The 20,000-nt window shown below is 37.5% G+C and carries 15 protein-coding genes; 8 read left to right on the plus strand and 7 right to left on the minus strand.

Translation table 11 applies throughout. The features are described 5' to 3' along the window. Nucleotides 1-221 precede the first annotated feature (221 nt). Complete coding sequence (locus tag DPX34_RS05800; RefSeq protein ID WP_111977458.1) at nucleotides 222-1,766, plus strand: FGGY family carbohydrate kinase; 1,545 nt, start codon at nucleotides 222-224, stop codon at nucleotides 1,764-1,766. A 61-nt stretch (nucleotides 1,767-1,827) separates the two neighbouring features. On the opposite strand, the gene DPX34_RS05805 is transcribed toward DPX34_RS05800, so the two are convergent. Further along, nucleotides 1,828-3,015, minus strand: a complete 1,188-nt coding sequence (locus DPX34_RS05805) for a glycerol-3-phosphate dehydrogenase/oxidase (RefSeq protein WP_111977459.1) — start codon at nucleotides 3,013-3,015, stop codon at nucleotides 1,828-1,830. Then, the gene (locus tag DPX34_RS05810; protein ID WP_111977460.1) at nucleotides 3,002-3,787 is read right to left on the minus strand and encodes a glycerophosphodiester phosphodiesterase family protein; all 786 of its coding nucleotides are present in this window, start codon (nucleotides 3,785-3,787) and stop codon (nucleotides 3,002-3,004) included. The genes DPX34_RS05805 and DPX34_RS05810 overlap by 14 nt, the downstream gene beginning before the upstream one ends. Nucleotides 3,788-4,424: 637 nt before the next feature. Here DPX34_RS05810 and DPX34_RS05815 point away from each other — a divergent pair. The 5 genes from DPX34_RS05815 (at nucleotide 4,425) to DPX34_RS05835 (ending at nucleotide 9,790) form a co-directional block, all read left to right on the plus strand. Continuing rightward, complete coding sequence (locus DPX34_RS05815; RefSeq protein WP_111977461.1) at nucleotides 4,425-7,400, plus strand: TonB-dependent receptor; 2,976 nt, start codon at nucleotides 4,425-4,427, stop codon at nucleotides 7,398-7,400. A gap of 559 nt (nucleotides 7,401-7,959) precedes the next feature. After that, nucleotides 7,960-8,184: a DUF4177 domain-containing protein gene (locus DPX34_RS05820; protein WP_111977462.1), complete on the plus strand. Its 225-nt coding sequence runs from the start codon at nucleotides 7,960-7,962 to the stop codon at nucleotides 8,182-8,184. Continuing rightward, nucleotides 8,177-8,401, plus strand: coding sequence for a membrane protein insertion efficiency factor YidD (gene yidD, locus DPX34_RS05825; protein ID WP_111977463.1), 225 nt, complete (start codon nucleotides 8,177-8,179; stop codon nucleotides 8,399-8,401). Before DPX34_RS05820 ends, yidD begins: the two co-directional genes overlap by 8 nt. Nucleotides 8,402-8,413: 12 nt before the next feature. Next, the gene (locus DPX34_RS05830) at nucleotides 8,414-8,806 is read left to right on the plus strand and encodes a TM2 domain-containing protein (protein WP_111977464.1); all 393 of its coding nucleotides are present in this window, start codon (nucleotides 8,414-8,416) and stop codon (nucleotides 8,804-8,806) included. An 84-nt stretch (nucleotides 8,807-8,890) separates the two neighbouring features. Then, complete coding sequence (locus DPX34_RS05835; RefSeq protein ID WP_111977465.1) at nucleotides 8,891-9,790, plus strand: M48 family metallopeptidase; 900 nt, start codon at nucleotides 8,891-8,893, stop codon at nucleotides 9,788-9,790. A gap of 165 nt (nucleotides 9,791-9,955) precedes the next feature. On the opposite strand, the gene DPX34_RS05840 is transcribed toward DPX34_RS05835, so the two are convergent. From DPX34_RS05840 to DPX34_RS05860, 5 genes are all read right to left on the minus strand, one after another. Then, nucleotides 9,956-11,137 carry an amino acid aminotransferase gene (locus tag DPX34_RS05840; protein ID WP_111977466.1) on the minus strand — a complete coding sequence of 394 codons (1,182 nt, stop codon included), beginning with the start codon at nucleotides 11,135-11,137 and terminating at the stop codon, nucleotides 9,956-9,958. 112 nt (nucleotides 11,138-11,249) lie between these two features. Next, nucleotides 11,250-11,954, minus strand: coding sequence for a LysE family translocator (locus DPX34_RS05845; protein WP_111977467.1), 705 nt, complete (start codon nucleotides 11,952-11,954; stop codon nucleotides 11,250-11,252). Continuing rightward, nucleotides 11,954-13,006 (minus strand): ion channel, encoded by a 1,053-nt coding sequence (locus tag DPX34_RS05850; RefSeq protein ID WP_111977468.1) that lies wholly within the window; start codon nucleotides 13,004-13,006, stop codon nucleotides 11,954-11,956. The genes DPX34_RS05845 and DPX34_RS05850 overlap by 1 nt, the downstream gene beginning before the upstream one ends. A 312-nt stretch (nucleotides 13,007-13,318) precedes the next feature. Continuing rightward, nucleotides 13,319-14,491: a zinc-binding metallopeptidase family protein gene (locus DPX34_RS05855; protein ID WP_111977469.1), complete on the minus strand. Its 1,173-nt coding sequence runs from the start codon at nucleotides 14,489-14,491 to the stop codon at nucleotides 13,319-13,321. Between the two features lie 252 nt (nucleotides 14,492-14,743). Beyond that, nucleotides 14,744-16,393 carry a B12-binding domain-containing radical SAM protein gene (locus DPX34_RS05860; protein WP_111977470.1) on the minus strand — a complete coding sequence of 550 codons (1,650 nt, stop codon included), beginning with the start codon at nucleotides 16,391-16,393 and terminating at the stop codon, nucleotides 14,744-14,746. Nucleotides 16,394-16,755: 362 nt separating this feature from the next. Between DPX34_RS05860 and DPX34_RS05865 the strand changes: the two genes are divergently transcribed. Together DPX34_RS05865 and DPX34_RS05870 are read left to right on the plus strand one after the other, a co-directional pair. Beyond that, complete coding sequence (locus DPX34_RS05865) at nucleotides 16,756-18,816, plus strand: TonB-dependent receptor plug domain-containing protein (protein WP_111977471.1); 2,061 nt, start codon at nucleotides 16,756-16,758, stop codon at nucleotides 18,814-18,816. Between the two features lie 70 nt (nucleotides 18,817-18,886). Continuing rightward, the gene (locus DPX34_RS05870) at nucleotides 18,887-19,990 is read left to right on the plus strand and encodes an HmuY family protein (protein ID WP_111977472.1); all 1,104 of its coding nucleotides are present in this window, start codon (nucleotides 18,887-18,889) and stop codon (nucleotides 19,988-19,990) included. Nucleotides 19,991-20,000: the final 10 nt, after the last annotated feature.

Below are 20,000 nucleotides of genomic sequence, written 5' to 3' on the forward strand. Positions count from 1 at the left end.
AACCACATTTACAAAAGGCAATAAAATCAAAAACTTAAAATAAAAATAAATTTATTTTTGCATTTTAATTATCGCACTATTTAAATTAATGATTAATAACGCACTTTAAAAGTGCATGTTTTCTAGCTTTTAACAGCTAGTTGTTTTTATTTGAGTGCAAACAAATGTCGGCTTATCAATAAGTTAAGCTAAACTAAAATAAAAAAAATAGGAGTATACACTTGTATTTTTTAAGCTTAGATCAAGGTGGCAGTAGCTCTAGAGCGATACTAGCAGATGAACAAGGTTCAATTTATGCAGAGGCAGCTGTTGCTGTAAAAACAAGTCGTGATTGCACTTTTATAGAACAAGAACCAGGTGAAGTCATCGCTTCGATCAGGCAATCTATCGCAGAATGTGGCAAAAAGCTGACCACTCAAACGATCACAATAACAGCGGCAAGCCTCATAACTCAGCGTTCGAGTTTCATTGCTATCAATTCACGAACACATCAACCATTAACCAATATAATAAGTTGGCAAGATACTAGAGGAGCTAACCTACTCAATGATCTCAATATTGATGGGAAATGGCTCAATCAAAAAACGGGATTACGAGCGAGTGCCCATTATGGCGCAAGTAAAATGCGTTGGTTATTACTCAATAACCCAGCGGTACAACGAGCGAGTCATAAAAATGAATTGCTATTTTTACCGCTGGCTAGTTATTTAGTCGCTCATTTGACTCAAAATTTTGATTACCGTGTTGATCCTGTTAATGCGTCACGCACCCTACTCTGCAGTTTACCTCAACAATCAGCTAGCCATTTTAGAAATGATAGTGTTGGTATAAATTGGGATGATGAGCTTTTGGCATTATTTAAAATAGAAAAGCAATGTTTGCCAACAATTAAGCCATCGAACACATTATATGGGTATATACCTTTTAAAACTAACAAGATACCGCTAACTTTATTAACCGGTGATCAGTCAGCCGCATTGTTTGCTTATGGTCAACCAAAAACAGGCGAGCTATTAGTAAACATTGGAACAGGTGCATTTATAAACGCTTGGCAACAGCCATCAAATGCGCGTTTGGCCCCTCCTGAAAATATGCTTTGCAGTTTGGTGTATGCTCAGCAACAAGTAAAACATGCAAAATTTTTGTACGAATTTATTTATGAAGGAACCGTTAATGGTGCAGGCGCAGCACTGGACTTAATGGCCAAAACATTATCACTTGACCCACAAAAAATTAATGCTTACAACACTAAGCAACAAGCCATACCGTTATTTATAAATACGATAGGCGGCTTAGGCAGCCCTTATTGGCGTTCAAATTTACCTTGGTCATTCATTCAAGCACATAAAGATCTAGCACAAATACCCATTATTAAAACAGACCTCGATAGCAACGTAAGCAAAATAATTGCGGTGATCGAAAGCATTGCTTTTTTGATCACCGTTAACGTTAAGCATTTACACCGTAAATCATCCAACCTAACTCAAATATTGATTTCAGGTGGTATGGCTAATCGCGATGATATTTGTCAAATGCTCGCCGATTTAACGCAGATTTCTATAATCAGAAAACCGCAAATAGAGGCTAGCGCCTTAGGCGCAATTTGGTTGCTTAAAAATCAATACACAAATAGGAATGAATGGTTGTTTGAAAATTCATCAAGCGGGCACAAAAAAGTCAAGTTTGACCCTATAGCTAACCCCCAATTAACACAACGTTTTCATCTTTGGCAGCAAGCTATGAACAAAATATTGGCAGAAAATTAAATACCACAACGCGGTAATAAATTGGCTTTCTTAAACCACAAGTCTCTATATTTAATAAATATCAACGCTTTGGATTAGTTAACGGTAATTCATCAATATTAGCAATAGCCTGTTTTTTACCTAATTGGCTCGCTATTTTTTTTAATACCTTTTTGCTGGTTGCTCTAAAGGTAGTGAGCTTGCCACCGTATAAACTAATAATAGTAGGCTGCGTTGCGTCTTGATAAATAACACTTTCACGTTGACGGTTAAAAGCCTTGCCTTGCGCTTTGGGTAATACACGCACGCCAGCAAAAACATTAATAATTTGAGGACGGATATTTTGATATTCAGGGAACCCATGCTGAAAAATAGCCATAAGATAATCAACTTCAGCATCGGTGGCGGTGATTTTATCGGGTAAGTTTTTTAATACATGTTCGGTTGTGCCTACCAAAGTATGACCACGCCAAGGCATGACAAATATAACCCGGTCATCAAGATGCGATTCAAGATAATAAATATGAGATAAAGCCGGTACCGCTATCTCGATGTGAGTGCCTTGCACCCAATCCATCGGATATTCATCAATATTAGGCGCTAATAAGCGCAAAATCTGATTAACCCAAGGCCCAGCCGCATTGATGATCATCGATGTTTGAACCAATGTGAGATCGTCAGCGCAATTATTACGATGATAGCTCAGTTGATAACCGTTGGCATTCGCTTGGCAGTGAGACAAAGTCGTATCAGCTAATAACGAAGCACCCAATTTTTCTGCGCTATTTAAAACCGCTAAGGCTAAAAAGTGATCGTCCGTTTGCGCATCCCAATATTGAAAAACAGCTTTAAGGCCATCTGTTTTTAATCCCGATAATGATGACCAATCTTTTTTATTCAATTCTGAAAATTCGCTTAACTTATCACCAAAACATAAACACTGATATAAAAATAACCCAGCACGTAATAGCCACTTCCCTCGTAGCGAATGTTGATAAACCGGAATATAAAATGGGATAGGTTTAACCAAGTCAGGTGCTAAGTTAAGTAATGCGCGTCTTTCTTTTAATGCACTATAGACTAAATTGATTTGGCCACTTTCTAAATAGCGTAATCCACCATGTATTAATTTGCTTGAACTAGCTGATGTTTGTTTGGCAAATTCACCTTTCTCAATTAATAGAACTCGATAGCCCGCAGCGGCGGCGGCTTGTGCAACGCCGGCACCAGCGATGCCGCCACCGATAATGGTTACATCATAATGCTGCATGCTGTAATGCCTTTTTTAAATTAACTGAATCAAAGCTTTCAAAATACCTAACACCACGTTGGTAAAAATGCTGCAATGCCTGCAAATCCGTTATTTCATACAAAACCCAAATATATTGGTCATTCAAAAATGGGTAATTAATAGGTATCAACTCGTGGTTACAAAAAATATAATCCGGCTTGAGTTTATTTAACATTTTAGCATTTAGGTTTGACCAATTGGGTAACACATAAGCCAATTGGTAATTTGTATCATGTTGACAATAGCGTAAAAAGCGATACGAAAAACTGAGTAAAATAGTTCGTTCGCTTACAGGGGTAATACAAGGTAATAATTGATGCATCACATACTGATAAGAAAAAAAGAGAAAATTAATACGTTTCACTTCAACAAATAACCGTACACTTGGATATTGTAATACCAGCGCAATAACGTCATCTAAAGTTGGGATACTTGCAAAATTATGTCGCGTTTTTTCATTTTCGCTTTCTTGAGTTGAATACAACCTGAGTTGTTGTAATTCATATAGACTTAGTTCAGCAACAGCCCCTTTCGTATGAGTTAACCGGTCGAGTGTGCGATCATGAAATAATACAGGCACACCATCCTTAGACAGCTGAACATCAATCTCAATTAAGCGAATACCCGCCATCAAAGTAGAACGAATACTCGATAACGTATTTTCTATGTGGCCAGAGCAATCACCCCGATGCGCTACAAACTCAGCAGAAATCATTAAAGAAACAACATAATTAATAATAAAATCATACAACTAAGCTTGGTTTAATTTTAATGATTAAGCAAATGTAACGGTTGGAATTAACAACTATAAATAACACTAAGTAAGATAAGCGAAAGATTCACTTAACCTTTGATTGTTTGACAGGTTAGTTGACCTGACCTTTATAAGCAGTGGTTTACCAGTAAAAATAAAATATTTTTATATGTGTTAATTAAACCTTTAAATTAAAAACACAAAAAAAATAACAATTAAACAACACTTTAACCACAAAAACCAATAACTGAACTATATTTATAATAAATATATGTTAATCGTTGTTATACATTACGACCAAATCACAACCGTCAATATAAGCCATTGATTTTTAAATAGAATATTGATTATCGCCGTTCTAAACGTCTGAATATTGTTAACATTATTTTCCGAACTTGCATATAAATAAACTCCCTGACCAAACAAAACCAACCTTTATTACCAAATGTACACACTGGTTAGTTGAATTGTTATTACATAAAACTTGATCATTTAATTATCTTGTGCAATTATTTGTTAGACCTATGTTAAGCAAGCTTAACAAAAAACATAAACATTGGTTTACCAATCACAAATTAATAACATAAATAATTGATTTTTGTTAATACGACAACCAAATCAAAGGGGATATAAAATGCAATTCAAATTTAATAAAATTGCACTATCAGTACTTTCAGCAGCGACTTTGACCGCTTCTGCCGGTGCTTTTGCTGCAGAAGAAGAAGTAGAAGTAATTGAAGTATCAGGCATCCGTGGTGCTTTAATTAGCGCGTTAAATGAAAAACGTAGCTCAAATAACCTAGTTGAAGTTATTGATGCGGTAGATATTGGTAAACTACCCGATCAAAATTTAGCGGAAGTTTTAGAAAACATCACAGGTATTCAAATTACCCGTTCAGCCGGTATCGGTACCGGTGTACAAATTCGTGGTTCAAACTCTAACCGCGTATTAATTAATGGTGTTGCAACGGTAAGTTCAGGTTCAGGCCGAAGTGGTATTAGTTTTGAAGACGTTAACGCATCAATCATTGCCGGTGTTGATGTAACGAAAGCACCTGATGCAAAATCTATTGAAGGTTCTGTTGGTGGTATCGTTAATTTACGCACAGTACGCCCATTAGAATTAACCGAAACATTAATTGCAGCTCGTATTCAAGGTGAAGATAGCAGTTTAAGTACAGAAGGTATTCAACCAAGATTCTCTGGTGCTTTTGGTGATACATGGGAAACAAATGCGGGTAAATTCGGCTTTGTTGTTAGTGGTAGTTATACAGAGCAAGAAGCGGTTTCTTTCCGTCCTCGTACTGACCGTGATAACTTAGTTCAAGCTTCAGATGTTGCTGATAATGGTGTAACAGTGCCAGCTGGCACACCCGATCAATGGCAAGGCATTCAGTTCTTAGTACAAGAACAAGAAAATGATGATTATGAAACAACTAACCTTGCAGCAACTTTAGAATGGGCTCCTAACGATAATACAAAATTTCATTTTGATGCGATTATGAACTCACAAGAACGTAGTCGTGATAATTACCGAGTACAAGCATCGGGTGTAAGTTCTTTTAGAGAGCTTAATGTACCAAGTCAATTTGAAACGATCAATTATGGTACGGTTGGCGGTGTTAATATCGGTTCGTATCAAGCCGCACTTGTCGGTACTATTGGTTTAGATACACCGACACAAGAAAACCCCAATTTACGTTTTTCAAGTGAAACAGGTTCACGTGTTACAGATAACAACATTTTTGTGTTAGGTGGTGAATGGCAAGGTGATAACCTTAAATTAAGTGCTGAACTTTCTACATCAAAAGCAGAAACATCAAACCCGACGCTCAGCACCACTGTTAACTTTATGAACCCTAAGTGTACCATTGACGGCAATACACGTAATGAAAACTGTACGCCAATTGCTTATGATTTAAGAGGTGGTTCGCTTTCGTGGGGTATTGACAGCAATTCATCTTGGGCACCATCAGCGGCCGAGTTAACTAACCCTGCCAATATGGTATTAGATCAAGTTGATTTTGGTAATAATACAACAGAGAACTCAGATACAGCTTTCAGAATTGATGCCGAATACTTTATAGACGCAATCGATTTTATAACAACGGTTGATGTAGGTTACCGTTTCAGTAATACAACCAGTGAATTCCATGATATTGATGACCGTATTGGTGGCTTTAGCAGTATGGCCGATAGCCCAAATGGTGCTTTATTCAGTGAATTATTAATTAAAGGCCCAAGTAATTACGGCGATGCCGATGGCAGAAGCTTGTTTGTATCAGACTTTTTATTACTTGACCCAGATCGCTCATTCCAAGACCCACAAGGTACGATAAACATTCTTCAACAAGCGGTTGATACCCATCTTGCCAATCAAAATAGAGAGAAAAACTCTGACGGTCGACATGACTTAATCCCAGAAGATGACATACGTGCATTCCGTGACATTGAAGAAGATACAACTTCATTCTATGCACAAGCTAACTTTGAATACGATATAGTTCGCGGTCACTTTGGTGCACGTTATGTAAAAACAGACGTTACTTCAACAGGTTATGGACCAGATGATACACTTGAGTCAGCAACCGGTAGCTATAACTTTGTTTTACCACGTTTAGGTGTAATCGTGGAACCAGCAGAGGACTTATTAATTAGATTAAGTTATGGTAAAGATATCAATCGCCCAGGTTTTAATCGTTTAGGCTCAGGCTACTCACTAACACCAGACGAAAACTCAGCGGTTGCTTTAGGTAACCCTGGCCTAGAACCTGAAGAAATTACATCGTTCGATATCTCGGCAGAATGGTATTTTGCAGATGCTGCGGTATTAAGTGTGGGTTACTTTACTAAAGATCGTACTAATATCTTCGGTACTGCTTTTGAAGGTGCAAAACTTTATGAAGATGACCGAGCAACCGGTGGTTTATATCGTGATGCAAGCGCGCCTTGTCAAGACGGTGGTTTCTATAACCCAACAGTTGTACCAGGTATCTTAGGCGATCCAAACTTAACCGATCAGTTAGGTATGTGTGTTGATATAACAACACAAGGTAACGATAACGAAAAGACAACTCAATCAGGCTTTGAATTCGCATTCCAATATGGTTTATCTGAATTTGAAAATGAATTAGGTTGGGCTTCAGGTTTTGGTGTGGTTGCTAACTACACAATTCAAGACTATAAAGGTGGTTCAATCGTTGATTCAACATCAGGGCGTGGTGAGCAAGTATTAGGTGATGTATCAATTGAGCGTGGTTTATTAGACTTCTCTGAAAATGCATATAACTTCACGCTTTACTATGAAAAATATGATTTATCAGCACGTGTACGTTACACCTGGCGTGAAGCGTTCCGCACACAAGATTTTGGTGGCGGCGCAAATACATCAGGTAGTAGTACACTAAGTTTCCCTGCTGTTACAGCTGACCGTGGTCAACTTAACGCCAGTGTAAACTATGATGTAACTGAGCAATTAAACGTAGGTGTTGAAGCGGTTAACTTAACGGAAGAGCGCATTGACCAATACTGTGTAGCTGAAGATTCATTATTATGTTTCGTTGGTTTACCTGACCGTCGTGTCACATTTGGTGCCACTTACAAGTTCTAAACCGAGCTTAAATAATTATATTTAATATGTAAATTTTAAAAGCCTACATTATTTAATGTAGGCTTTTTTATTTCCCCACTTAAAACCCTTTCAATTACCAACAAACGCTCTGCATAAATTCCAATAGTTAGCATTGCCTATTTCACCGAAATTAGATTCACCCAGTCACTGAAACCGGCTATCCTGAAAATAAACAAAACTTTAATCTAGACAAACAGCACATACTCATTGGTTGAGCAAACCCGGCTAAAGACAAGCCTATTACGCAATTGGGTTGAACGTTTACTATATGGCAGGTTAACACCTTAAATTGAAACGCTTTTAAGCTACATGTTTGTGCTACATGCAATGTGTATTCAACCCATATAAATATGAGAGCGCTAAAATTCAAATAAATGAAGGAGATACTCAAGCCACATTAATATAAATGTTAAAAACGGTCAGATAAATTAAAAAAATATTAACAATAGTGGTTAAATTCACTTAATTTTATTGCTATGATTTAATCGATATTAACTATCACACAATTTGGAAATAATACGAATAAAAGGAAATAAACATGGCTAAGTATGACGAATATAAAGTGATTCATGTTGTTGAAGGCGGTTGCGGGACTTTATTATTAGGTTCGAGTGGGTTGCCATTAAAAAAATTAGAATCAACGCTAAATCAAGAAGCAGCAGATGGCTGGGAACTTGTATTTCAAGTAATTGAAAACAAACGTTTTATGCTATTTTGGACTCGTGAAGCTGTTATTGCGACACTGGGCCGAAAACATGGTTAAGACTTTTGTCTTAAACGCCATTCGCCGTTACCAGGCAAATGGCGGTTCAAAACATTACTTCAGCATTGATTGTAATTTTGAGCCAACCTGCTCGGAATATACCGCACAAGCTATTACCAAATATGGCTTATTTAAAGGTATCAGTTTAGGCTATAAACGCATTTGTAGCTGCAATAAACCTGATTGCCCTGATGTTATTAACGACCCATTAAAATAATGAGTGTAAATTATGGATGATCAAACATTAAGAAACGAAGAAGAAGCGCTTAGACTAGAAGTCGCCAAGCTTTCACCTGAACAAAAAAAACAATATTATTCACTCGAAACTCAACGCGTAAAAGATCCCGATACCTATGCAGTATTAAATTACTTCTTTGTTACAGGTCTTCATCATTTTTATCTAGGCAAAAATACCCAAGGCTTAATTGATATTGTCGTACTCGCGATTGGTATACTCACCATTGAATATTATGGTTGGATATTAATTATACTCATCAGCTTGTATGAATTACCGCAGCTATTTAAGAGTCAAAAAATATTACACCAATATAATAATGATGTGATGAAGCAAACGTTAAATGAAATTACTCAGCCGCTTACATCTGAACAAACAAACGTTTAAAGCTCTTAAGAGCTTTAAACTGACTCTGTAAAGCCATTCCCTACCCTAACGACACTTATCCATTTATTTTTGGAATAATCAATTATGTCGACAAGTTACATGACAAACATTAACCCAGAGCACAAAAAATGGGGCATGATTATATTTGCCTCGATATTAATCACGCTTTTACTGATATATAAAATATACAGCTACGTGATACCAGCTGCATCAGAAACTATCGCCAATAAATTACCATCGAGTGTAGCCGAGAGTGTAGGCGAAGAAACGCTTAAAACGCTCGATGAAGAACAACTAAAACCAACAGCATTGAGCGAAGAAGAACAAACCCGTTTACAAACCTTATTTGCGCAATATATACCGGTAGCAGAGGTGAAGAAATCCCCCGCTGAAACAACCCATTCAGAAACAGATGCTAATCACGATAAAATAGCGTTAGACAATGAGAAGTATTCGTTGCTATTCAGAGATTGGCCAGACACCGCGAATGCATTAGCACTTGCCAACGGTACCATCATTTTAACCGATAAAATGATAGCTATCGCTGAAAATGATCAGCAACTGGCAGCGGTTATATTTCATGAGCTAGGTCATATCGAACACAACCACTCCATCAAAAATCTTGTTCAGGTTTCCATTATTGCATTAACCATGGCTTTATTATTTGGCGATATAACCACGCTCAACGTAATATTAATTCAAGGCGCAACAATGAGCACCTCACTTTCATATTCACGTAAAGCCGAATTAGAAGCGGATCTTTATGCAACACAGAAGATGGAACAACATTTTGGTTCGGCCGAAGAGTTTATCAACGTCTTAACATTATTAGAACAGGATTATCTCGCCACTAAAAACAAACAAGCAAGTAACGAAAATGATGAGCATACAGAAGACGATAATAATTTTTCAAACTGGTTTAGCTCTCACCCGAGTTTGAAAACCCGCATTGCTGAAATTAAAAACAACAGCCAAAGTCATTAATCAATGCGTGAGTTTAGAACTATAAAAGTCTAATTATTTAATAATAAACCAATAAAAACAAAAAAACCTCAAGCTAACGCGAGAGGTTTTTTTATGGCTAACCATTTAAAATATTAAGTCGACTATGCCAAAATTATTGCCAGTGGGTTAAGTCGAGTTTTAATATTATAAAACAGCCGCGATTGCATCCGCTAAATAATCAACGTTGTTGTTTGAGATACCTGCAATGTTAATACGGCTGCTACCCGCCATATAAATTGCATATTCTGAACGTAAACGGTCGATTTGATCTTTATTAATACCTAAGAAAGAGAACATGCCATTTTGACGTTCAATGAAGCTGAAGTCTTTTTCAACACCACGTTCTTGTAACTTGCCAATTAATAACGTACGTAATGTATTCATACGTGAACACATTTCAGCTAACTCTTCTTGCCATATCTTAGTTAAGTTTTCATCTTTTAAGATTAAACCAACTAACGCTGCACCATATGAAGGTGGCATAGAATAAATACCACGTGCAATGCTTAAGGCATTAGTACGGCAAGCTTCTTTTTTCTCTGCATTTTCAGATAAAAAGCTGATCATACCCGTACGTTCGCGGTATAAACCAAAGTTTTTAGAACATGAAGATGCAATCATCATTTCTGGTACTTTAGCAAAAATCTCACGTACGCCGGCAACATCGGTTTCTAAATCTTTACCAAAACCTTGGTAAGCAATATCAACAAATGGCGTAAAACCACGCTCAACCGCTAAATCAGCAACCGCAGACCATAACTCAGGTGTTAAATCTTCACCTGATGGGTTATGACAACAACCGTGTAATAAAACGATATCATCTTTACCTAACTTACTAATAGTCGATAACATCTCATCGGCTTTTAACGCATTGTTAGCCGTATCATAATAAGGATAATTTTTTAAGTTTAAACCTGCAGATTTCATCAAAGGAACATGGTTAGCCCATGTTGGATCGCTTGCCCAAACAGTTGCATTAGGGTTAGCTTTAGCAATCATTTCAGAACCAATACGTAATGAACCGGTACCGCCTGGCGCTTGAATTGAAACAAATCGATCTGTATTCGCTAAATCACCTAAAATTAGGTTTTGCATACCGCTAATAAAATCAGCATTACCTTGAGGTGCAATATAAACTTTCGATTTTTCTTCTGCAGTTAACTGAGTAATAGCTTGTTGAACCGATTTAAGGATTGGCGTATCACCAGCTTCGGTTTTGTAAACACCGACACCTAAATCAACTTTTTTAGGGTTAGGATCAGCCTTACAAGCTGCTGCGATACCTAATAACGGATCAGGAGGAAGAATATCTAATGATTCAAACATGCTTTGTTATTCCTTCAAGAATAGAATTAATGAAAATTTTCAGTCGCGTAGGATACAGTAAATTAACGGAAATTTGTAATAGCAATAGCATATAAACCACAATTAAATGACTTTACGCCGTAATAATCGTTTTAAACGCCAACGTTATAAATAATATGCCACTTATTTTAGTTAGCCAATACGACATTCGCCCCAAATTTAAATTAGACTGATAAAGTGATTTAACGTATGAAAGGCTAATACAAACGCTACAAAACCAAACAGCGTCTATCGTAAAGGGGGTCAAAATTAAGAGTGTTTGAGCGTTAAAAGAAAGTGAGTCTGAAACGACAAACTGTGAAAACAAAGCGGTAAAAAAAATGGCACTTTTAGGGTTTAAAAACGCAATACTAAACCCTTTAAACGCACTTTTTGCATAACCCAAAACACGCTCATCAATTTCAGTTTGATAACCGGGTATTGTTGAAGAAGACGGATCTAAACCTTTAACCGGAATAATGAGTGCTTCATTTAAGTTTTTTTCATCTTCTACTGGGGCGTCCATTAAAGCACGACAGCCTAACCAAAATAAAAATCCGGCACCACCATAAAGCAAAAATGAATAGAGATATGGGCTCGTTGTAAACACGATAGATAAGCCCATCACGCTGGCAAAAGCCCAAACAGCAATGCCCGTAGCATGTGCTATCGAAGCTATACAACCATGCTTGACGGATAAGTTTAGAGCCTGTTGGGAAATAAGCATTAAGCTTGGACCCGGTAACATTGCGCCGAGTAGACAAATACTACAAAGCGCTAACCATTCCGTTAATGTCATTACACTAGATTAAAATCTGCCGCTGATAAACGAACATCATTTAAATAGTGAACATAAATATCGCCGGTCATTTCAGGTTCAGATTTAGGTAATATTTGCAACGTTTTACCGAGTTCATCATAAGCGATACCAATAACATCAGCGCCAAACTCTTGGTACAGTTTGCTTTTTAACGTTTTAAAACTGATTTGTAAATCAGTTAATTTAATCACATAAAGTGTCATCCCCACTTGCGTGTTAAGCAACTGATGAATTAATGCGGTAGCCCCATGATCTTGTGAAGCGCGTACCAATTGCTCTACCCGTTTACTGGTTGAGCATTCAACTTTTAAATGTAACCGCTGCAACGACTCGATATGACTTTCATTCTCAAAATGCGCAACAATATGGCAATTTTTAGCAACCAAACCCGATAAATGCACCGTTAATGCTAAGTTTTCTTCATCGCTGTCATCACAAATAATCACTCGACACGCTTCTTGTATGTTAATACGTTGCATATCCGCTTGAGCGACAAAGCTATTAAGCACCGCAAATTCAATAGAATCATGATCGGGCATCGGATGCTGCATGTCACTCGATGTCGTGCATAACAAAATAGTGCGATCTTGGCGTTTAGTATCCGCCAGCAAAAGTTCAACAATGCGTTGAGCATCTAAGCGATTGTTACAAAATAAAACAATGTGATCCGTCATCGAGTTAAAATTTTTCATGCCTTGTGTATGCCTATTAATAATATAAAAAATATGTTCTGCAATTTTACCAATGAGTGAACCAAATATACCTAAGCCCAAACCGATAAACCAAATATCGACCCCTACTTTTTGCCAACCACCTTGCGCATAAAAATCACCGTAGCCAACAGTACTGATCGTCACGATCCAAAAATGAAAATACGTGTGCCAATCAGTCACTAAATGGGGTTGCTCAGCGAGAATACAAAGATAATAGCCGCCAATATAATGAGTTAACACAATCAAAAGCATACCTCGCCAGCTTAAGCGAGCAAAGTGATGCATAAATTTGCGTACTAACAATGAAAAAACAGACATCGTAAAACAGTCCTTTGTATTAAAATTGAGTTGTGCGTAACTTGAATAAGAAAGCGGAAAAAGAGTAAAACATCTAAAATTTAAAAGAAAGTGTAATCATAATAAAAACACCTAATGTAAGACGATTAAGCGCTTTTTCTAATTTATAAACACTCGGCAAGCGAATAAAAATAAGCCAACAACGAGTAGATAAAAGGTAACGATATTTAAGACATTGACCCAGCTAATTAAAAATTAGCTGGGAGTTAAATTTGATAGCGCTATTGACCTTGCCTTATTACCAGCAAACTAAACGTAGGCATAAGGTTAAAGTTACTTAAGATCGGCCGCCGTTAATTCGGGTAGCTGATCTAATTTATTATGGATAGCATGATGCACAAACGACAGTTTCGTACGAACCGATTGGGTTAGCACAAACGGATAAGCATCTTCTAACCCCATACTGCGATTTAAAGAATTCAATATGACCGAAAAATCGACCCACGTATCTAAGATACGCGAAATCGGTGTTTGCACCGAAAAATAATGTTTATCTTGCGGTAAATACAGTTCACCCACTTCTTCGTTGTCAGCTTGAATACCTGAAGTAGAGCCTGCGATAGAAAAGTTTTGAGCTGTTTCTAATGTATCAATAATGTGCATGTAATGAGCCCACGTTTCAGCCCAATCTTCGTATGGGTGCATAGTTGCATATTCACTAATATAATGCTCATGCCAGTTACTTGGTGCACCCTCTTTATAATGCTTATCAAGTGCTTCTTGGTAATCTAATTCGTCATCACCAAAATATTGCTTACATAATGCCTGCTTTTTAGGAGAGCACGCAATGAGTTGGTCAAAGTAATAATGCCCAAGTTCATGACGAAAATGCCCGAGTAAAGTACGATAGCGTTCACCCATTGCATGTTTAGTGCTTGAACGCGCAACATCATCGGCTTCGGCTAAGTTAATGGTTATATGACCACAATCATGTCCGGTAAACACCGTATCTTGATGATTAAGCTTGCTAATGAAATGATCTTTTACATTGCGATCAGTTGTAAAATCAAAGCTCAAACCTTGCTCTGGATCTTGAGTAATATTTTTTAACGGTACCGGCAAGGCATTCAACGTATATAAAGCTCGCCTTTTTGCCGCTTCCATTTTTTTCCAAAGTGGAATGTGCTCAACAACGGTTAAATCGGGGATCGTTTCATTAAACCGACAAGCAAAACACAGTACCTCGGTTTTATCTGCTGCCGCGACAAATGTGGTTAAATTTACCATTCCATTACAGGCATTATATTGAGCGTTGTTATCACATTTTTGATAGTGAATATCGGCTCCAGCGTTTTTTAAATAATGACCACTCGCCTCATCTAAATAGTATGCTTCAACTTCGCTAAAGTCATCATCCAACCCGACGGTGCAATTGCATGCGGTACATAGATTGCTTTCAAAAAATAGCGTAGGTTGGCCTTTGCAACGGCACTGAAATGTTTTCATATATATTGGTATTCACAGATAAGAAAGTATTAAAAATGCGAATTAAGTTATCGCCCTATGTTGTCTAAATGACAAACAACACTAATACGACTTATACAACAGATAACCCACGTTAGATACAGATAAATTAAATCATATTAAATTTATCATATTCGGTCATGACTAAAGTGAATAACAAGAAATTGGTTTAAACCGATAGCGTTTTTACTGGTATATAAACGAGTAAAAACCCTACCGATATAAGCCAGGTTTTTAAGCAGGAAGGTGGCGCTGTTGTCGTTGTGTCGCCCGGCTTTTACTCACCGTTTCTGTTTGTTGACCCGCATATAGATTAAGCCCTTGAAAATGGCTTTTTAATTTAGACGCGATGTAATCTAACTCAATATGCTCAAGTACAAGTGCGTGTTTATCAGGATACAACGCCTCAATTGCCTGTGAAACAAGCTCATACAATCGCTTAAGGTTAATTTGATGCGTTTGTTGTGTTTTGTCAAAAATCCACTCAGTGATCGCCATAAAGTCATCAAATGGTTTATCTGATAACATATGTGGTAATGCATGTTTAAAACGACCCGAATTGCCGATCATATCCCAATAACGTGCAAAACGATTAATGCGTTGCATGGTTGCAAAATCAACACGGTCATTACTCAAAATATTGAAAGGCGGTAACGGATTAAAGCGCAGATCAAATGCTTCGGTATGACGAATAATAGGGCTACCTTTAAGGCGTTTTAAAATACCTAATTGAATTTCGTGCGGCCGGCAATGATAAAGCTCATTAAAACTATCTCTAAATGTATCAAACGTTTCACCCGGCAATCCAAAAATGAGATCAGCATGAATATACGCATGTGTATGATCACGTAACCAAAGCAAGTTATCTTTTGATTTATCATTGTTTTGTTTGCGGCTAATATTAACCTGCACTTCAGGGTTAAAGGTTTGAATACCGATTTCAAACTGTAAACAACCTTCTGGGAACTGCGCTAATAATTCTTTAAGTTTTCGCGGTAAATGATCGGGAACCACTTCAAAATGCAAAAATAAATCATCGGTCATGCGATCTAAGAAAAACTGCATAATTTGCATCGTAGTTTTAATATTTAAATTAAATGTGCGGTCAATAAATTTAAAATTTCGAGCTCCGCGCTGATACAAAATTTCCATTTGTTCAAGAAAGCGGGTTAGTTCAAAAGGGTTAGAAGCCGTATCTAAAGAAGACAAACAAAACTCGCATTTAAACGGACAACCACGAGAAGCTTCAACATACAACACACGATGTTTTAAATCTTCGTCGCTGTAATATTCATAAGGTAATTCAATATCTTTTAAATCAACGGGTTTAGACGCGAGTATTTTTTTATCGGGTGCCGTGTTATTGATAATATCTTTGCAGAGCTCGTAAAAACTAACATCCGCAGGCCCTGTTAAAACATAATCAGCCGTTTTGACGATGGCCTGTTCTTCGGTTTCGTAACTGACTTCGGGTCCACCTAAAATAATTTTAATTTCAGGCGCAATCACTTTTAATAAGCTAACCACATCCGTTGTTTCGACGATATTCCAGATGTAGACCCCAAAACCCACAATATCGGGTTTAGCCGCTAATATTTGCTCAACAATGTCAATCGCGCGCGTCTTAATAATAAATTCTTTTATTTCACAGTATTGCTGCAACTCGTTTAAATTGGCATATAAATACCGCAAACCAAAGCTGGCATGAATAAACTTAGCGTTAAGTGTTGCGAGTACGATTTTAGGCGATGCGTTATCTGTGGCATCGTTAGTCAAATCGTCTGTTGATATGCTTTGTGCTGTGTCTAAAGCTGAAATATGAGTGTCAGTACTATCAATCTGCTTAATAGAGATGAGTTCAGGATCAAATTGTTGTGCTGCCATACCGAATCTTAAATACCTTAAAAAAACCAGACGCAATAATACAGTAATTGTAACGGCTATTCAGCATCGATTTAGCTGCAAATTAATAGATCTATAAATTAAAGAATCAACTTTCTTTGCCAGCTCTTATATGGCAGACCAGTGGCTACTTGATTAAATCCACATCAAAACAGGTACATTACAAATAATTTGCTTAATTCAATTCTCATTTTACAAATCAAACGTCAGCCAAATTTATTGAAAAACATCACTTAGTTACATTAGGTAATAATACAAATAATAACAATTCTCACTTGCATTACTATATCGGAACGCTGTATTATTGGAAATGAGAATAGTTATCATTAACAAGCAAAGTAATCATGACACATTTTATAAATCACTCCCCTCTTACTATTACAACAATATTGCTGAACATAACTTTATTTAGCTCACTTGCTTACGCAGATCACTCAACAGACAACACCGATTTTAAAACACAGCCTCATACTGAAACTATCGTAGTAACAGGCACTCGCACGCCAAAATTGTTATCTAATTCGCCAATCGCAGTAAATGTAATTGAGGGCGCGGTTATTGATGTTTTATCACAAGGCACCGTAGCGCAGGCTTTAAATTTTGTGCCTGGGGTCGTTGTTAACCGCAATCAAAAAGATGGGTATACCGTGCAAATGCAAGGCTTTGATGGTGATAATGTTTTAGTGTTGTTAAATGGCCAGCCATTAATTGCCCCAACAGGTGCCGCAGTTGATTTAGACCAAATTAGTGCACAAGATATACAACAAATAGAGGTTATTCGTGGAGCGGCATCAGTCATGTACGGCAGCTCAGCGATGGGCGGTGTGATCAATATCATTACACGTCAAGCAGATAAAAACCGTTTAAAAATAGGCGTCGAAATAGGCCATTATACTAATAATGCCATTGATGACGAGCCATTAAGCCACTTGTTTAACATCAACGCAGATTACATAGTCAATAATTGGAATAATCATTTAAACCTTTTAATAAAACATTCGCCTAGCTTTGACTATGACGATGTTCATACCAGCACGCCAACCGGCGAACTTGATAAATTGTTTTTAAATCTGGGTACAAAAGGCGCATTCAATGAGCTTGCGTTAAATACTCAAATTCAATATTTCAAAGAAGAAAAACAAAAAGCGGTCGGTCAATTTTCTGCCGGTACTAAAAAAATAACAAATTATTACATGTCTAATGTCGAACGTTACCAGCTTGATTTAGGTTTAGGAAAAGATGTTTTTAATAAACAAAAACATGAAATAGCAAATACCAGTTGGAAACTCAATGCGCGCTTGATGCAGCATGATGAAATCAGTGGCTCGTCAACGTTACGCCAAGCCAATATTGGTTTATATGAAGTTAATGCTCAGCACGTGTGGTCTGTTGAAAAAGTAACAAGCGAAGCTGATTTAGAAGTGGTTGCCGGTGGACTCGTGCATTTTGATACGCTTGATCAAGTGAATCTGAAATCAGATGAAGCTGAAATTGATGATAAATCTCGCTGTAGTGTTGAAGCATTTACACAATTAAATTGGATATACACTGATCACCAATACTTGTTTGGCATTCGTGCCCAAGACGATTCAGATTTTGGCGGGCATGGCGCGCTGAGTTTTAGCAGCCTTTACGATTTATTTACCGATAGTGAAGACAGTTTAAAATGGCGTTTAGGTATTGGCCAAGGTTATCGAGTGCCCACGTTAAAAGAACGTTTTTATCAATTTGATCATAGCGCTTTAGGCTACAAAGTTTACGGCAATAAAAACTTAGAACCTGAAGAGTCATTATCGTTTAATTCAACGTTCACCTATCAATCGAACATGCGATCAAATTGGTTAGGTGAATTTGAATTAAGTAGTGAATTTAATCTTCATTACACCAAAGCCAAAAACCTAATTGATCTTTTCACCGATTTACAACAATCATTGGCCGAAGATTTAGACATTTCAGTGTATGGCAATATTGAAGAAGCCACGATGCAAGGCTTCAATCTGAGTGCCGAAGCACAATTTGATTATTGGTTTACACAAATCAATTACAGTTATTTAGACGCACGTGACGGTGATCATAAACGCTTAGAATCACGCCCTTACCATCAAATTAAAACCAATCTAGGTTACAGCAACCTTAACGCAGGTATTGATGCGGTTATCTATTTTGTTTATCAACTCAATGAATCATTTGATGCACAACAATTTTCAAATGGCGAAGAAAACAATAGCTGGTTAACGGTTGATTTTAAATCAACGTGGCAGTTGTCTGAGCCTTTAGCCCTACGTTTTTCCATAGAAAACATCCTTGATGAACATCAAGATCAATTAGCTCAACAAGCAAGGAAGTTTGATGCGCGCCCTATTTCTAGTCGCTTTATCTCAATTGGCGCTAGTTACCAATTTTAATCCAATCCTTTATTTAATAAGCCGTATTGTTTAGCGGCTGAATAGATATATCTCATTTTCGGAGAAAATAATGAACAATAAACTTGTGATGGCCATGCTATCTAGCTCAATGTTACTCACTGCGTGTGGCGGTGGAAGCGCTTCAGATGACACAAATGTGACACCTGAAGCCCCCAGCAATATATATGGCCCATTAGCGACGGGGTCGGTTGCTGCACCTAACTATGTATATTTTGATTTAGACGCCATGACAGTGGTGAACCTAACTGAAGAGCAAGCCGTTACCGATACCTCTTGGGATATCGCTTTTAAGCGCACAGGTGTTTATTTAAATAACGCAAATAGCGACAGCCCTGTTTCGGCCTACTTCACGGGTAATAACAGCGATTTTTGGGATGGCGAGACACCGGTTGCCGATAAGTTTTTAAATGCAAGTGCCGACAGTGAATTAGCCGCATTTGATGCCGTGACAGCAGCCAATATTCCCGCCGATAATAGCCTGTTTGTAGCCGATGTGATGCACAACATTATTAGTGACTTTTATAACTACAATTCATCAACTCACCAAGTGACGGCTGCAGACGATAAATACTATATCGTTAATTCAGATGGCCAATTAACAAAATATCGCGCTTCAGCCTTAACCCAAGCCGGTTTCGAAATGAGCGACATTACACTACAAATAGCCAACCAAGGCGCTGATGACTTATTCAACGCAGAAACTCAGCTAGTAGTTGATTTAGCAACCGAATGTGGTCTTGGCAATAAAGTATTTGTTGATTTAGGCACGGCAACAATTGTAACTGAAACTCAAGCCTGGGACTTATCGTTTACCTGTAATGACACAAATTCAGGTTCAGATTTTGCAATGGATATTGCAGAAGATGCAACCGCTTTACAAGATTTTACAAACGAAATCACTGGCATTTCAGCTGAGGCCCTGCCTTATCATAGCTTTAAAGCAAACACCTATATAGAAAAAGCCTTTGATGCCCAACCTTGGTATGCCTATAACGTAGAAGGCGGTATTCCTCATGGTATTTATTCACAATATGGCGTGTATCTCATCAAAACGGCAACAGCGACATATAAGTTACAAATGCTGAGTTATTACGACCAAGAAAGTACATCTGGCAGCATTTCATTCCGTGCAGAAAGTTTAACGGCGCAATAACACTAAAGAC

It is taken from the genome of Algibacillus agarilyticus (assembly GCF_003286125.1).
Classification (GTDB): Bacteria; Pseudomonadota; Gammaproteobacteria; order Enterobacterales; family Alteromonadaceae; genus Algibacillus; species Algibacillus agarilyticus.

Bases quoted from the DNA above. Each gene is read 5' to 3' on its own strand.
- DPX34_RS05805 (WP_111977459.1), bottom strand. From the start codon at position 3,015: ATGCAGCATTATGATGTAACCATTATCGGTGGCGGCATCGCTGGTGCC.
- DPX34_RS05815 (WP_111977461.1), top strand. From the start codon at position 4,425: ATGCAATTCAAATTTAATAAAATTGCACTATCAGTACTTTCAGCAGCG.
- DPX34_RS05820 (WP_111977462.1), top strand. From the start codon at position 7,960: ATGGCTAAGTATGACGAATATAAAGTGATTCATGTTGTTGAAGGCGGT.
- yidD (WP_111977463.1), top strand. From the start codon at position 8,177: ATGGTTAAGACTTTTGTCTTAAACGCCATTCGCCGTTACCAGGCAAAT.
- DPX34_RS05830 (WP_111977464.1), top strand. From the start codon at position 8,414: ATGGATGATCAAACATTAAGAAACGAAGAAGAAGCGCTTAGACTAGAA.
- DPX34_RS05835 (WP_111977465.1), top strand. From the start codon at position 8,891: ATGTCGACAAGTTACATGACAAACATTAACCCAGAGCACAAAAAATGG.
- DPX34_RS05840 (WP_111977466.1), bottom strand. From the start codon at position 11,137: ATGTTTGAATCATTAGATATTCTTCCTCCTGATCCGTTATTAGGTATC.
- DPX34_RS05845 (WP_111977467.1), bottom strand. From the start codon at position 11,954: ATGACATTAACGGAATGGTTAGCGCTTTGTAGTATTTGTCTACTCGGC.
- DPX34_RS05850 (WP_111977468.1), bottom strand. From the start codon at position 13,006: ATGTCTGTTTTTTCATTGTTAGTACGCAAATTTATGCATCACTTTGCT.
- DPX34_RS05855 (WP_111977469.1), bottom strand. From the start codon at position 14,491: ATGAAAACATTTCAGTGCCGTTGCAAAGGCCAACCTACGCTATTTTTT.
- DPX34_RS05860 (WP_111977470.1), bottom strand. From the start codon at position 16,393: ATGGCAGCACAACAATTTGATCCTGAACTCATCTCTATTAAGCAGATT.
- DPX34_RS05865 (WP_111977471.1), top strand. From the start codon at position 16,756: ATGACACATTTTATAAATCACTCCCCTCTTACTATTACAACAATATTG.
- DPX34_RS05870 (WP_111977472.1), top strand. From the start codon at position 18,887: ATGAACAATAAACTTGTGATGGCCATGCTATCTAGCTCAATGTTACTC.